This window comes from Micromonospora sp. WMMD956, from assembly GCF_029626125.1.
Classification (GTDB): Bacteria; Actinomycetota; Actinomycetes; order Mycobacteriales; family Micromonosporaceae; genus Micromonospora; species Micromonospora carbonacea.
The window spans coordinates 5796724-5810910 of record NZ_JARUBI010000005.1; the positions used below are offsets into that span (position 1 = coordinate 5796724).

The window sequence follows — 14187 nt, forward strand, 5'->3', positions numbered from 1 at the left end:
GGTCGCGCCCCGCCCTCCACTCGTCGTCCAGATCGCGTCCACAGCCGGCTGGCAGCGACTACGGCACCGACGCGAAGAGCGTCACGTGGCGGAGGGACGCGACTCAGGTGCGAAGAGGAACGAACTGGAGGCTGGCCGCGGCGGTCATGTCGCCAGCACCGCCGCCGGGAAACTGGCGCCCGCGCTGGCCGCGATCCCGGACCGGCAGCACATCCGCGTCGTCGGGGCGCGGCACTCCCTCCGGGAGCTCGCGGCCAGGGCGCGGGAGGCCAGCGCCCGGCTGGGGCTCACGCCCGAGCAGGAGCCGGTGATCAACCCGCAGCGCAACCGGGTGGAGCTGCACCATGGCGCGGCGGCCGCCGTCCGCGGCTCGGCCGGCCGGCTCGCGCTGGCCGGCGACCTGGGCGTCGCGGTGGTCGACTCGCCGACCCCCATCCCGCAGGCCTGCGCGATCCAGAACTGTGAGGCGCCGATGCGCGGCGGGCTGCGGCTGGACATGCTCGACTTCAACAAGAGCCCGAAGTGGACCTGCACCAACGGCTTCAACGTGCACGGCTCGGACGGCTGGCAGTACACGGTCACGGCGGGGCACTGTAGCGAGGGTGGGGAGGGCTACTACTCCCGGCACGCGGGCCTCTACGTCGGCCGCTACAACTCTCCGACCTACGTCAGCCGGAACTACCCCATCGACGGGGTCATCATGCCGTACGTGGTGATGAACGGCTTCGAGTACGTCAGCTACTGGGTGGTGAACCCGCGCAACACGGTGTTCCACTCGGGGAAGAGCGAGGAGTTCCCGATCGACGGCATGTACCGCTACTCCCAGATCGAGGTTGGCTGGGTGGCCTGCCACACCGGTCAGACGTCCAACAACACCAGGTGCGGCACGGTCCTGTCGAAGGACGGCGGAATGATGACTGACATCTGCACGCGCAGCGGGGACAGCGGCGGCCCGCTGTTCAGCGAGGTCGACCACATGGCCTACGGCATCCTGCACGGCGGCACCAACAGCAACGGCACCTGCACCACGCGGTCGTACTACTCGCCGCTGTCGAAGATCTTCGACAGCGCGTGGTTGTATTCCGGGATCACCTTCGGCGTGAACTCGGACGCCTGACCGACCGGCCCCGCCGACCGGCGGGAGGGCCGTAGCCAGCGCCGCCGCCTGGCCACGGCCCTCCCCGTGCGACGCGGTGGCGGCCCGGCCTGGGTCAGCACCCGCCGGTGCGCCTCCCGCAGGTCCGGCCCCGGGTCGATGCCCAGTTCGTCGGCGAGCCGCTCGTGGATCGACCGGTACGCCGCCAGGGCCTCGGCCTGGCGGCCGGCGGCGGCGAGCGTCGTCACCAGGCCCGCCTGGACGCGTTCGTCGAGCGGGTCCTGCTCGGCCGCGCGGCGCAGCGACGCCAGGACCGGCGCCGGGCGGCGCAGCCGGACCGCGATCCCGGCGGCGTCGAGGACGGCGTCGGTGAACTCGCCGTCGAGGCGCGCGAACGTGGCCCGGGCGGCCGGCGTGCCGCCCAGGCCGTCGCCGGCGGGGCCGTGGCCGAGCCGCAGCGCCGCGACGTACCGGTCGAGCGCCCGGTCCGGCTCGCCGCCCCGCGCGTACGCCTTCGCCTCGGCGACGAGCCGCCGGAACAGGACGAGGTCGAGCGCCTCCGGCCCGGCCGTGAAGCGGTAGCCGTTGCCGTGCCGGGTCAGGTACGCGCCCGGGGCGCGCGGTGGCAGGCCGGGTTCGAGCAGGCGGCGGAGCCCACCGACGTACTTGTGGATGGTGTTCACCGCGCTCGGCGGCGCGCCCGGCCCCCAGAGCAGGTGGACCAGCTCGGGCGTGCCGACCGGGTGGCCCGCGCGGGCGAGCAGGAGCGCCAGCAGGCAGCGTTGCTGCGGCGGCCCGGCGTCGACCTCGGCGTCGCCGCGCCGGACCCGTAGCGGGCCGAGGATCCGCAGCCGCGGAGCCGGGCGGCGCGGATCGACAGTGTGCGAAACAGGCATGTGCCTCACGTTAGGTAATCCTGCGAGTGCTCAGCGTACGTCGGATGACGTAATGACGCGCGCCAGCTCCGCCCGCGACTTGACGTGGATCTTCGGGTAGATCCGGTACAGGTGGGTGCTGACCGTCCGGGGGGACAGGAACAGGTGCGCGCCGATCTCCCGGTTGCTCAGCCCCTCCGCGGCCAGCCGGGCGATCTGCTGCTCCTGCGGGGTGAGGGCGGTCAACGCGTCCGTCGGCCGCCGTCGTGTCTCGCCCGTGGCCCGCAGCTCCGCACGGGCCCGGTCGGCCCACGGCGTGACGCCGAGCGCGTCGAAGGTGGCCACGGCGGCCCGCAGCGGCGGCCGGCTCTCCGTGACCCGGTGCGCCCGCCGCAGCGCCGTGCCGTGCGCGAGCTGGAGACGGGCCCGGTCGAACGGCCAGCCGGTCAGGTCCCCGGCCAGCGCGGCCTCGTGGTCCCCGTCGAGCACCGCGCGGGCGTAGCCGAGGCCGACCCGCAGCGCGGGCGACCCACTGACCGCGGCGACCGGCTCCAGGTCGCGGACCACCGGGCGCAGCTCGTCCTGGAAGCCGCCGAGCAGGGCCGCCTCGGCCAGGTGCCCGAGCACGAGCAGTTGGTGGGCCGGGAAGTAGGCGCTGTCCGCCGGGTCGAAGATCCGCATGAGCTGCCGGAACGCGTCGTCGGGGTAGCCCTCGGCGAGCGCGGCGACGCCCCGGATGCGCTGCACGAGGGCCAGCATCGGCAGCCGCCGGCCGGCGGCGAGCGCCTGCTCGGCGGCCTCGGCCCGGCGGTGGGCGGCGGCGACGTCGCCCCGCAGCGCCTCGACCAGGCCCATGGTGAGGCCGCCGCCCAGCGCCCACATCGGCAGCCCGGTCTCCTCCGCCAGGCTGATGCACTCGGCGGCCAGCGGCACCGCGGCCCGGGTGTCGCCCAGCGCCGCGTACGCCGCCGCGGCCGCGTTGAGCGCCTGGGAGAGGACGCCGATCCGGCCCTGCGCGCGGACCTCGGCCGCGGCGGACAGCGCGAACGTCCCGGCGAGGTCGAACGCGCCGATGGCCCAGGCCGCGATCGACAGGTCGCTGCGCAGGGCCGGTGGCAGGTCCATCCGGTGCGCCAGGCGCTCCAGCCGGCGCAGCGCGGCGACGCCGTGCTCGACCGGTGCGACCAGCAGCATGATCGCGGGCACGCGCGGGTCGTCGTCGATCGACCCGAGCGCGAGCGTGACCTCGGTGAACCGGTCGCGGACGGGCGTCGGCGCATTGGAGTAGTAAGGGATGTCTCGCAACTCGGTGGTGGGTCCATGGTGGATCATGTTGTGGTGCAGGTGATCACGGCGGCTCGCCCGGAGTGGATCTTCCCGTTCACCGGGCTGCAGCCCGCCCAGTTCCGCAGGCTGGTCAGGCTGGTCGCCGAACGTGGCGGGGACGCCATCGCCGACGGGCGGCCGGGCCGGCAGTGGTCCCTCGACCTCGCCGACCGGGTACTGCTGGTCGCCACGTACTGGCGCACGAACCTGACCATGCGGCAGATCGGCCCGCTGTTCGGGGTGTCGCACTCCGCCGCCCACCGGGTCATCGACACCCTCGGCCCCCTACTCGCCCTGGCCCCGGTCCGCCGACGCCGGATCGAACAGATCGCCATCGTCGACGGCACCCTGGTCCCGACCCGGGACCACCGGCTGGCCGCCCCGAGCAAGAACTACCGCTACTCGACGAACCTGCAGGTCGCCATCGACGCCCACACCCGCCTGGTCGTCGCCTTGGGTGACCCGCAGCCGGGCAACCGCAACGACACCATCGCCTACCGCACCTCCGGCATCGACCAGAAACTGGCCGGACGGCCCGTCATGGCCGACGGCGCCTACCGCGGCAACCCCGAGGTGATCATCCCGTACCGCAAACCCACCGACGGCACCGAACTACCCGACTGGAAGAAGGACCTGAACAAGCAACACCGCACGATCCGGGCGCAGGTCGAACACGCCCTGGCCCGCATGAAGACCTTCAAGATCCTCCGGGACTACCGACGCGCCGCCAGCACATTGACCGACACCGCTTCCGGCATCGCCCACCTCCACAACATCATCCTGCTCGGATGACACCGACACCGTTGACCAGCAGCCATCACCGAGTTACGAGACATCCCTTAGACGCGCAGCGCCAGGTCGTTCATCGCCTGGAGGGCGCGTTCGGGGTCGCCGTCGCGGCGCATCGTGTCGATCAGGTCGGCGTAGGTCAACAGCCGCTCCGGCCCGGACCAGGCGATCGGGAGGTACGTCTCGCGCAGCCAGGTCAGCCGGGCCTGGTCGGCCGGCCGCAGGACGCTCTCGTCGATCTCGCCGAGCAGCCGCCGCACGGTGTGCTGGTCGCCCTGCTCGTGCGCCACGAGACAGCTCGACACCTGCCGGTGGCCGCGCGCGGCCGGGTCCCGGCTGAGCTGGACGGCCCGGGTGAGCGCGGCCAGCGCGAGCGGCGCCTGACGCGGCGCGGCGGCGGCCGCCACGTCGGTCAGCTCCCGGGCCAGCGCCTCGTCCGGGCCCGGCGCGGCCGAGGCCCGGTGCCAGAGCTGGCGCTGAGGGCTCGCCGCCAGCACCTCGGCCAGCGCCGCGTGCACGCGCCGACGGTCCGCGGGCGCGGCCTGCTGGCGCAGCGCCGAGCGCAGCAACGGGTGCCGGAACCGCAGCTCGTACTGCTCGTCGACGGCGACCAGGCGGGCGGTCACCGCCGGCTGGATCGCCTCGGTGGGCACCTCGACGCCGCCGAGGAGCGTGGCCGCCGCCAGGATCTCGTCCAGGTCGGACCCGTCGTTCAGCGCCGCGACCAGCAGCAGGGTCCGGGTCCGCGGCGGCAGGTCGGCGACCAGCCCGCCGAAGGTCCGCTCCACCCGCGCGCTCAGCGGCAGCGCCGACGGCGACAGCGCGCCGTCGCCGAGCCGGGCCACCGAGCCGCCCAGCTCCACGATGCCCAGCGGGTTCCCGGCGGCCTCGGCCAGCACCCGGGCCCGCAGCCGGGGGGCCAACCGGGGCGCGGCCCTGTCCAACAGCGTCTCGGCGTCGGCCCTGGTCAGCGGCTCCAGCCGCAGTTCGGGCAGCCCCGCCCTGGTGAGCCGCCGGTCGACGTCCTCGCCGTCGCGTACCGCCATGACCACGGCGACCCGGTCCGACCCGAGCCGCCGGCTGAGGAACGTCAGGGTCTCCCAGGTCGCGGCGTCCAGCCAGTGCGCGTCCTCGACCGCGAGCAGCGTGGGCTGCTCCGGCTCGCCGAGCAGGTGCAGCACCTCGACGGCCCGGCGGTACGGCGAGTCCGCCGCCGTCGGGGCGGGGCGCAGCGGGCGGAGCAGGTGGTCGAGCCCCGCGTACGGGATCTGCCCCTCGGCCTGCACGCCGGTCACCTCCAGCACGCGCACCCCGCGCCCGTGCCCGGCCCGGACCACGTGCTCCAGCAGGGCCGACTTGCCGATCCCGGCCTCGCCGCGCAACACCAGCGCGCCGCCCCGCCCCCCGATCGCGCGGGTGAGCAGATCCCCGAGCAGACGGATCTGGTCGTCCCGCCCGACGAGCCCGGTCATGCCCCCATCCTGCACCGTCACGCCGCGGCCTCACCCGCCGTCGATGCGGGGCCGCCGGTGGTCGGTCAGCCGGAACCCGACCCCCCGTACCGCGACGACGGTGACGCCCGTGCCGAGCTGGTCGAGTTTGCGGCGCAGCCGCTTCACCAGGGACTGCACGCCGGCCGTGCGCTGGCGCCCCTCGTCGTGCCAGACCGTGCGGTGCAGCTCCGCGTAGCTCCAGACCCGCACCGGCTCGCTGGTCAGGCGGGCCAGCAGGTCGCGTTCGAGCCGGGTGAGGAAGACCTCGCGCCCGCCGTAGCGGGCCGTCGACCGGGCCGAGTCGATCCACAGCGTGTCGTCCGGGTCGGGGGTCGTGGCGGCCGGCGGCCCCGGCGGGACGGCGATCAACCGGCGCAACTCGTCGAGGTCGGCGACCAGCAGCAGGGGCGCGATGCCGTCGAGGCGCTCGGCGAGCCGGATCCGTTCGGCCGGCGACGGGGTCACCGCGATCACCAGCGGGACCGTCGGCCCCGCCTCGTCGAGGGGGCCCGCCGGCGGGCCGCCGTCGCCGCCGTTCACCGCGCCCACGCGGACGGGGCCGCCCGCCGCTGCCCGAGTCTGTCAGCGCCGTGACAGCGACGGGCGGGCGGCGTGGCCGGTCGGGCTGCTCGTAGCGACGAGTTGCTCACGTCGCGTGCTTGATCCTTCATCTTTGTCGATCATAGTTTGCCCACAGGCGGCCGGCGTGACCCGCACGACGCCTGAGGGGCCCGGGGGTTCGTCGCCGTGCGTCCAGACGGGAGGCTCGGTCGTTGTACCCCTGCCACGGCCCGACCAACCGCGGGTCGTTCGTGCAGGAGGCGGCACCGAATGCTGAGACGTCCACACCCCAGGGGCCTGGCCAGGCGCCTGGTGAGCGCCGGTGCGGCGCTCGCCCTCGCGGCGACGGCCCTGGCCACGACCGCCCCCGGGGCGCAGGCCGCGCCGGGCGGCACGCCCGCGGACAAGATCCGGCCCGAGCTGGTCCAACGGCTCCAGACCAAGACCGAGAGCGACTTCTGGATCCACTTCGGTGCCCGGGCGGACCTGAGCAAGGCCGCCGCGATCGCCGACTGGACCAAGCGGGGCGCCGCCGTGGCGGACGCGCTGCGGCGTACCGCCGCCGACAGCCAGGCCAAGGTCCGCGCCGAGCTCGACGGCTCGGGCGCGAAGTACCAGAGCTTCTGGGCGACCAACGCCATCAAGGTCAGCAGCGGCTCCCTGACGATGGCGCAGAGCCTCGCCGCGCACGCCGAGGTCGACGGCGTCTACGCGCCGGTCGCCTACGAGCTCCCCGAGGTCACGAAGGGGGCCGACGAGAAGACGGCCAACGCCCTGGAGTGGGGCATCGCCAACATCAACGCCGACGACGTCTGGTCGCGCTACGGCGTCACCGGCGCCGGCATCACGGTGGCGAGCATCGACTCCGGCGTGCAGTTCGACCACCCGGCGCTGGTGCGGGCGTACCGGGGCAACAACGGCGACGGCACCTTCGACCACAACTACAACTGGTTCGACGCGGCCGGCGACTGCGCCGCCGGCCCCTGCGACGGCGACGGCCACGGCACCCACACGATGGGCACGATGGCCGGCGCCGACGGCGCCAACCAGATCGGTGTCGCGCCCGGCGTCCGGTGGATCGCGGCCAACGGCTGCTGCCCGACCGACGCGGCGCTGATCGCCTCCGGCCAGTGGATGCTCGAACCCACCGACCTCGACGGCGAGAACCCCGACGCGAGCAAGCGACCCCACGTCATCAACAACTCGTGGGGCACCCGGCTGCCCTCCAACGACCCGTTCATGGAGGACGTGACGCTGGCCTGGGCCGCGTCGGGCATCTTCGGCGCCTGGTCCAACGGCAACAGCGGCCCGGCCTGCCAGACCAGCGGCTCGCCGGGCAGCCGGTCCAGCAACTACTCCACCGGCGCGTACGACGTCAACAACGCCATCGCCAGCTTCTCCGCCCGGGGCGCCGGCCAGGGCGGGGCCGTCAAACCCGACATCTCCGCGCCCGGCGTCAACGTCCGCTCCAGCATCCCCGGCGGCGGCTACGGCAGCCTCAGCGGCACCTCGATGGCCTCCCCGCACCTCGCGGGCGCGGTGGCGCTGCTGTGGTCGGCGGCGCCCGCGCTGGTCGGCGACGTCGCGGCCACCCGCGCCCTGCTGGACGACTCGGCGATCGACACCGCCGACGCCCAGTGCGGCGGCACCGCCGACGACAACAACGTCTACGGCGAGGGCCGCCTCGACGCCCTCGCCCTGCTCGACGCCGCCCCGATCGGGGAGACCGGCACCCTCGCCGGCACGGTCACCGACGCGGCCACCGGCGACCCGGTCCCCGGCGCCACGGTCGCCCTCACCGGCCCGGCGTCCCGGCAGCTCACCACCGGCGCCGACGGCAGGTACTCGTCCCTGCTGCCCGCCGGCGACTACCAGGTCGCCGTGACCGCGTTCGGCTACGCCGCCCGGACCCTGCCCGCCACGGTCCGCGCCGCCGCGACCACGACGCTCGACGTCGCGCTGACGGCGGTGCCGTCGGTCACCGTCAGCGGCTCGGTCACCGACGGCTCCGGCCACGGCTGGCCGGTGTACGCGAAGGTCAGCGTCGAGGGCCTCCCGGTGTCCGACTACACCACCCCCGGCAACGGCCGCTACAGCCTCACCCTGCCCGCCTCGGCCACGTACAAGCTGAAGGTGGAGCCGCAGTACCCGGGCTACCAGACGGTGACCCGCGAGGTCGTGGTCGGCACCGGCAACAAGACCCAGAACGTCGCCGTCACCGTGGACCCGGCCGCCTGCACCACCGCGCCGGGCTACGGGTACGGCTCCGACGGGGTGTACGAGACCTTCGACGGCGACCGCGCCCCGGCCGGCTGGTCGGTCGTGGACAACGCCGGCACCGGCCAGGGGTGGCAGTTCACCGACGCGGGCGGCCGGGGCAACCTCACCGGCGGCACCGGCGGCTTCGCGATCGTCGACAGCGACGACTACGGCAGCGGCGGCAAGCAGGACACCTCGCTGGTCAGCCCGGTCGTCGACCTCACCGACGTCGCCGCGCCGGTGATCCGGTTCAACCAGGACCTCAACTGGGTCAGCTCCGAGCGGGCCGACGTCGACCTCAGCGTGGACGGCGGCGCGACCTGGGCCAACGTGCTGCGGCAGGCGGCGGACGTGCGCGGGCCGCGGGTCACCGAGATCGCGATCCCGCAGGCGGCGGGCGAGTCCCGGGTCCAGGTGCGGTTCCACTACTACGACGCCACCTGGGAGTGGTGGTGGCAGGTCGACAACGTGCTGATCGGCAGCGAGGTCACCTGCGCGCCGACCGACGGCGGCCTGGTGCTCGGCCACGTCCGCGACGCCAACGACAACGGCTACGTCAACGGCGCGACCGTCACCAGCGACGACCGGCCGGCGGAGACGGCCACCACCGTGGCCACCCCCGACGACACCGAGCTGCCCGACGGCTTCTACTGGTTGTTCTCCTCGCTGACCGGCGCGCACCGGTTCACCGCCAAGGCCGGCGGCTATCTCAGCCAGGGCAAGCAGGTCACCGTGGAGGCCGACTGGGCCACCACCGCGACCTTCAAGCTCGCGGCGGGCCGGCTGTCCGTGCAGCCGGCGGAGGTCAGCGGCACGGTGCGGATGCCCACCGGCACCGTCGCCAAGACCTTCACCGTGACCAACACCGGCGGGGCACCCGTCGACGTCCGCTTCGGCGAGCGCGACGGCGGGTTCGAGCTGCTGCGGGCCGACGGCTCCCGGGTGACCCAGCGGCAGATCCTGGCCGCCGAGGGGGCCCCGGAGCAGCGGATCACGGCCGCCACGTCGCTGGCCGCGCGGGCGTCCGGCAACGCCGCCGCGGTGGCCCCCGCCGCGACCGGCCCGCAGGCCGCGCCCTGGACGGACGTCACCGACTTCCCGGCCAACATCATGGACAACCGGGTGGTCAGCCTGGACGGCAAGGTGTATTCGATCGCCGGCGGCAACGGCACGGCGTCGTCGGCGAAGAACTACGCCTACGACCCCATCGCCCAGACGTGGGCCCCGATCGCCGACCTGCCGGGCGCGCGCAACGCCGTCACGGCCGGCGTCGTCGACGGGAAGATCGTCGTGACCGGCGGTTGGGGCGCGTCCGGCCCCGACGCCGCCACCTGGTCGTACGACCCGGCGGCCGACGCCTGGACGAAGAAGGCGAACAACCCGCTGCCCCGGGCGGCCGCCGGCCAGGCCGTCGCCGCCGGCAAGCTCTACGCGGTGGGCGGCTGCACGACGGCGAACTGCACGCCGATGTCCAACGACGTAGTCCGGTACGACCCGGCCAGCGACACCTGGGAGACGCTGCCCGACTACCCGAAGTCGGTGGCGTTCCTGTCCTGCGGCGGCATCGGCGGCGTCGTCTACTGCACCGGCGGCAACGACGGCACCGTGCCGCAGAAGGCCGGCTACGCCTTCGACCCGGGCACCAACGCCTGGACCGCGATCGCCGACGCGCCGGCCGACAACTGGGCCAGCTCGTTCGCCGTCGCCAACGGCAAGCTGCTGGTCGTCGGCGGCTCGCAGGGCGGGGCGATCACCAACGCCGGCTTCGCCTACGACCCGGCGGGCAACTCGTGGTCGGCCCTGCCGAACGCCAACACCGCCCGGTACCGGGGCGGCGCGGCGTGCGGCTTCTACAAGGTCGGCGGCTCCTCGGGCGGCTTCACGGCGACGCCGGACAGCGAGGCGCTGCCCGGCTTCGGCGAGTGCGCCGAGGCCGCCGCGGACGTCAGCTGGCTGACGATCGACAAGACGGCCGCCACGCTGGCGCCGGGCGAGAAGGTCACGGTCACCGTCGGGATCTCGGCCACCGTCGACCAGCCGGGCACGTACACGGCGTCGGTGGTGATCACCGAGGACACCCCGTACACGGTCGCGCCGGTGTCGGTCACGATGACCGCCCAGCCGCCGAAGACCTGGGGCAAGCTGCTGGGCACGGTGACCGGGACGAGCTGCCAGGGCGTCGGCGCGCCGCTGCCCGGGGCGGTGGTGCAGGTCGACTCGTGGGCGATGTCGTGGACGTTCGCCACCGACGACCAGGGCCGGTACGCGTACTGGCTGGACAAGCGGAACAACCCGCTCACGTTGATCGTCGCGAAGGACGGCTGGAAGCCGCAGACCCGCCAGACGAAGATCAACACCAGTACGCCCACGGTGGAGAACTTCGCGTTGACGCCGATCCGCTGCTGACCCGCGGCGGCTGACGGGACGACCCCGGCCCGCCCGGTCAACCGACCGGGCGGGCCGGCGGCGTCTGCGGGCGGGCCGGCCGGGGGTCGGCGCGAGCACGGCGTGTTCGGGGGCGACGGCGGGCGGGGCTCAGGGCAGCGCCAGCCGGAAGCCGACCCCCCGGACCGCGTCGATGGTCGCCGGCACGCCCAGTCGGGCCAGCTTGCGCCGCACCCGGCGCACCACCGAGTGCAGGTCGGAGCCGCGGCCGAGGCGCTCGGTGCCCCAGACCTCGCGGTGCAGCCGCCGGTGGGTCCAGGTGTGCCCGGGCGTGCCCACCAGGCAGCGCAGCAGGTCGTGCTCCAGCGGGGTCAGCCCGATCTCGCGGTTGCGCCAGCGCAGCACCCGCCGGTCGGAGTCGATGCTCAGCGCGGTCGCGGCCGGCGCGACGGCGGTGACCGCGACCCGGTGGGCCGCCGCGTCGGCGGGCGCGGCGGCGGGCCCGCCGGCTACGCCGAGGAACCGTCGCGCCTGGTCCACGCTGGAGACGATCAGGACGGCCTCGGACCCGCCGAACAGCTCGGCGAGACGGCGGCGGTGCGACGCCGAGGAGGCGATGCCGATGGCCAGGGAGGGTCTCCCGCTCATCTCCGCCCTCCCCGTCCAGCCGCTCGCGGAACGGCGTTGACATAATAATGTGCGTCGATGTCCTGGGCAATGTCCCTTCCCGACGGTGCCGCCGCCTCGGCGTGGCAGGATGTCGACGTGCCCGACGCCCGCAGACCTCCGGTCGCGTTCGAGACGACCTGCGTCGTCGCGGCGTCACCGGACGAGGTCTACCAGCACCTGTCCGACCCGTTCAGCTACGTCGGGCTGTCGCCGCTGATCGTGGCGGTCCGCGACGTCCGCACCGGCCACGACGCGCGGGGCCGGGCGGTCGCCCGCTACCTCGCCGTCGAGCGGTTCCGGCTGGTCGGGCCGGTGCGGTGGGACAACCCGATCCGGGTACGGATGGTGGCGACCCGGCCGGGCGCGCAACTGGTCAGCGACGTGCGCAGCCCCGGCCGGGTGTCGTTGCGCGCGGTGGTGGACCTGGCCGCCGAGGCGGGCGGCACCCGGGTGCGGGAAGGGGTGACCGCCGACGCGCCGGTGCCGCTGCGGCGGTTCGTGGCGGCGAAGGCGCGCGAGGTCGCCGCGTTCCGGGCGGCCGAGCTGACCCGCCGCATGGCGGCCCGGTAGGCCACGCGCGGGCCCGGCGTCGGCGTCGCGGACCCGCGCCGCTGCGGGCCCGCGACGCCGGCGGGGACTACCGGTAGGTCAGGTCGGACGAGGAGTAGAGGCAGTTGGTGCCGTCGGCCCCGGTGCCGACCTGGGTGGGTTCGCTGCCGGTGTTGTTGCCGTTGTACTTACGGCAGATCACCATCGCCCGGCTGGGGTCGTTGACGATCGTGATGCCCGAGAACCGGGCGGTGTCGCCGTAGTTGACGTTGATCCCGGCCACCGTGTTGCCGGGGCGGGTCAGCGTGCTGTTACGGATGACGACGCTGCGCTTGTACTGGGTGGAGCAGTTGCCGCAGGAGCGGTAGAACGTCCCGAAGTTGGTCGCCTGGAAGTTCTGGACGGTCAGCGTGCCCGCCCCGTTGTGCTGGAAGATCTTGTCGCTGGCGCTGCGCGCGCCGCCGCCGTCGACCAGGAAGGTGGGCGACCCGCTGCCGCGGAACGTGGCGGCGTCCTCGCCCACGTCCTCCCACCACACGTTGCGCAGCGTGCAGGACCCGGCGCAGTGCACGCCGTCGCCGGCGGGCCCGCCGATGATGACGTTCTGCAGGGTGGCCCCGGCGGCGAGCTGGAACATGGGGTCCTGGCTCTCCTCCTGGCTGCCGTCGCCGATGCAGCAGTAGCGGCGCATGCCGCCGTCGAACACGCCGGAGACCGCGATCGTGCCGTTGACGCCGACCTGCCCGGTCGGCGTCGGCCACGTTCCGGTCGGCGGCGGCGTGGTGGGTGGCGGCGTGGTCGGTGGCGGGGTGGTAGGCGGTGGGGTGGTCGGGTTGCCCGGCGTGGTCGGGCCGGTCCCGCCGGTGCAGGTGACGCCGTTGACCGCGAAGCTGGTCGGCGTCGGGTTGCTGCTGTTGTTCCACGTGCCGTTGAAGCCGAAGGCGGCCGACGCGTTGGTGGCGAGGTTGCCGTTGAAGCTCGCGTTGGTGGCGGTCACCGCGCTGCCGCTCTGCGTGACGGTGGCGTTCCACGCCTGGGTGACCGTCTGGCCGGCGCCGAACGACCAGGTGAGCTGCCACGAGGTGATGGGGTCGCCGACGTTGGTGAGGGTGACGGTGGTGGAGAAGCCGCCCGGCCACTGCGAGCCGACCACGTAGCTGACGCGGCAGCCGGCGGCGGCCTGTGCGACGCCCGCGGTGGCCACGACCCCCGCGGCGGCCAGCGTGGCCGCCGCCGCGGTGACGACGGCAAGGGACTTTCGGCGCTGTCTGTGCAGCATGTTGCTCCCTGGCTGTACGTGGGGCCCGCGAGGACGCCGGCAGCCGGTGCCCGCCGGATGCCGGAGCGGACCCTGGTCCGTGCCCGGACGCCCGTCCGTCGGACGGGCCGCGCCGCCCACGGGGCAAGCGCTTTCGCCAAGCAGAGCGCAGATCGATGATCGACACAATCCCGGTCCCGCCACCGGATAGGGAAACACCCGATTGGCGCGCGGGCGCGGGGCCCTAGCGTCAGGCGCATGTCCCGTCGCACGTACCCCCCGGCCCGCCCGCCGCGCCCGGCCCGGGCCCGCCGCCTGGCCCCCGTTCTGCTGCTCGCCCTGCTGGCCCCCGCCGCCTGTGGCCGGCTGGCCGGCCCGCTCTCCGCCGACCCGGGCGACGCCGCCGACCGGCCCGCCCCGGTGGCGACGCAGCCCGGCGGGTCGGCCGCACCGACCGCCGCGCGGACCGGCGGGGCGGCCGACCCGACCGACGGGCAGCCACCCGGGCCGGGAGACGACGCGCTGGGCCTGCCCGACCCCTGCGCGCTGGTCCGCAAGGCCGAGGCCGAGCAGCTCGCCGGCCGGGGACTGTACGACGGCAGGCCGGTCGGGGACACCTGCACCTACACCGCGCCGGTCGACGGGCCGACCGCGCAGGTCGAGGTCTTCGTCGGTGAGGGCGCGAAGACGTACCTCGACACCGAACGGGCGCTCGGGCACGAGACGCGGGCGCTGTCCGGCGTGGGCGACGAGGCGTACGCGACCGACGACTCGGTCTTCGTCAACGCCTCCGGCAGGTGGGTGGCCGTCCGGCTGGTGCGGCTCAACGCCCCCGAGGAGAACCGCGAGCCGTTGGAGGCCCTCGCCCGCGCCGTCGCCGGCCGGCTCTGAGGCCCGGCGGCCGCCCCGTCCCGCCGGCCGCCGCGC

11 protein-coding genes are annotated in these 14187 nt (G+C 74.5%); 5 read left to right on the plus strand and 6 right to left on the minus strand.

Features of this window, described 5'->3' with window-relative positions; all coding sequences use genetic code 11:
- Positions 1-85 precede the first annotated feature (85 nt).
- On the plus strand, positions 86-1117 hold the full coding sequence (locus O7628_RS25420) for a S1 family peptidase (RefSeq protein WP_278134327.1): 1032 nt from the start codon (positions 86-88) through the stop codon (positions 1115-1117).
- On the opposite strand, the gene O7628_RS25425 is transcribed toward O7628_RS25420, so the two are convergent.
- Positions 1039-1992 (minus strand): AfsR/SARP family transcriptional regulator, encoded by a 954-nt coding sequence (locus O7628_RS25425; RefSeq protein WP_278134329.1) that lies wholly within the window; start codon positions 1990-1992, stop codon positions 1039-1041. The genes O7628_RS25420 and O7628_RS25425 overlap by 79 nt on opposite strands.
- 30 nt (positions 1993-2022) lie before the next feature.
- A complete protein-coding gene (locus O7628_RS25430; RefSeq protein WP_278134331.1) occupies positions 2023-3303 on the minus strand; it encodes a LuxR family transcriptional regulator in 1281 nt (426 codons plus the stop codon).
- 6 nt (positions 3304-3309) lie between these two features.
- Here O7628_RS25430 and O7628_RS25435 point away from each other — a divergent pair, with 6 nt between their 5' ends.
- Positions 3310-4089 (plus strand): transposase family protein, encoded by a 780-nt coding sequence (locus O7628_RS25435; protein WP_278136285.1) that lies wholly within the window; start codon positions 3310-3312, stop codon positions 4087-4089.
- A gap of 47 nt (positions 4090-4136) precedes the next feature.
- On the opposite strand, the gene O7628_RS25440 is transcribed toward O7628_RS25435, so the two are convergent.
- Both O7628_RS25440 and O7628_RS25445 read right to left on the minus strand, forming a co-directional pair.
- Positions 4137-5558 (minus strand): AAA family ATPase, encoded by a 1422-nt coding sequence (locus tag O7628_RS25440; RefSeq protein WP_278134333.1) that lies wholly within the window; start codon positions 5556-5558, stop codon positions 4137-4139.
- Positions 5559-5588: 30 nt separating this feature from the next.
- On the minus strand, positions 5589-6119 hold the full coding sequence (locus tag O7628_RS25445) for a winged helix-turn-helix domain-containing protein (protein WP_278134335.1): 531 nt from the start codon (positions 6117-6119) through the stop codon (positions 5589-5591).
- 333 nt (positions 6120-6452) lie between these two features.
- Between O7628_RS25445 and O7628_RS25450 the strand changes: the two genes are divergently transcribed.
- Positions 6453-10805, plus strand: a complete 4353-nt coding sequence (locus tag O7628_RS25450; protein WP_278134337.1) for a carboxypeptidase regulatory-like domain-containing protein — start codon at positions 6453-6455, stop codon at positions 10803-10805.
- Positions 10806-10934: 129 nt separating this feature from the next.
- Here O7628_RS25450 and O7628_RS25455 read toward each other — a convergent pair whose 3' ends face one another.
- Positions 10935-11432 (minus strand): winged helix-turn-helix domain-containing protein, encoded by a 498-nt coding sequence (locus tag O7628_RS25455; RefSeq protein WP_178064439.1) that lies wholly within the window; start codon positions 11430-11432, stop codon positions 10935-10937.
- Between the two features lie 57 nt (positions 11433-11489).
- Between O7628_RS25455 and O7628_RS25460 the strand changes: the two genes are divergently transcribed.
- Complete coding sequence (locus tag O7628_RS25460) at positions 11490-12023, plus strand: SRPBCC family protein (RefSeq protein WP_278134341.1); 534 nt, start codon at positions 11490-11492, stop codon at positions 12021-12023.
- Between the two features lie 67 nt (positions 12024-12090).
- On the opposite strand, the gene O7628_RS25465 is transcribed toward O7628_RS25460, so the two are convergent.
- On the minus strand, positions 12091-13281 hold the full coding sequence (locus O7628_RS25465) for a pectate lyase (RefSeq protein WP_278134343.1): 1191 nt from the start codon (positions 13279-13281) through the stop codon (positions 12091-12093).
- A 237-nt stretch (positions 13282-13518) separates the two neighbouring features.
- Between O7628_RS25465 and O7628_RS25470 the strand changes: the two genes are divergently transcribed.
- Positions 13519-14151, plus strand: a complete 633-nt coding sequence (locus O7628_RS25470; protein WP_278134344.1) for a hypothetical protein — start codon at positions 13519-13521, stop codon at positions 14149-14151.
- Positions 14152-14187: the final 36 nt, after the last annotated feature.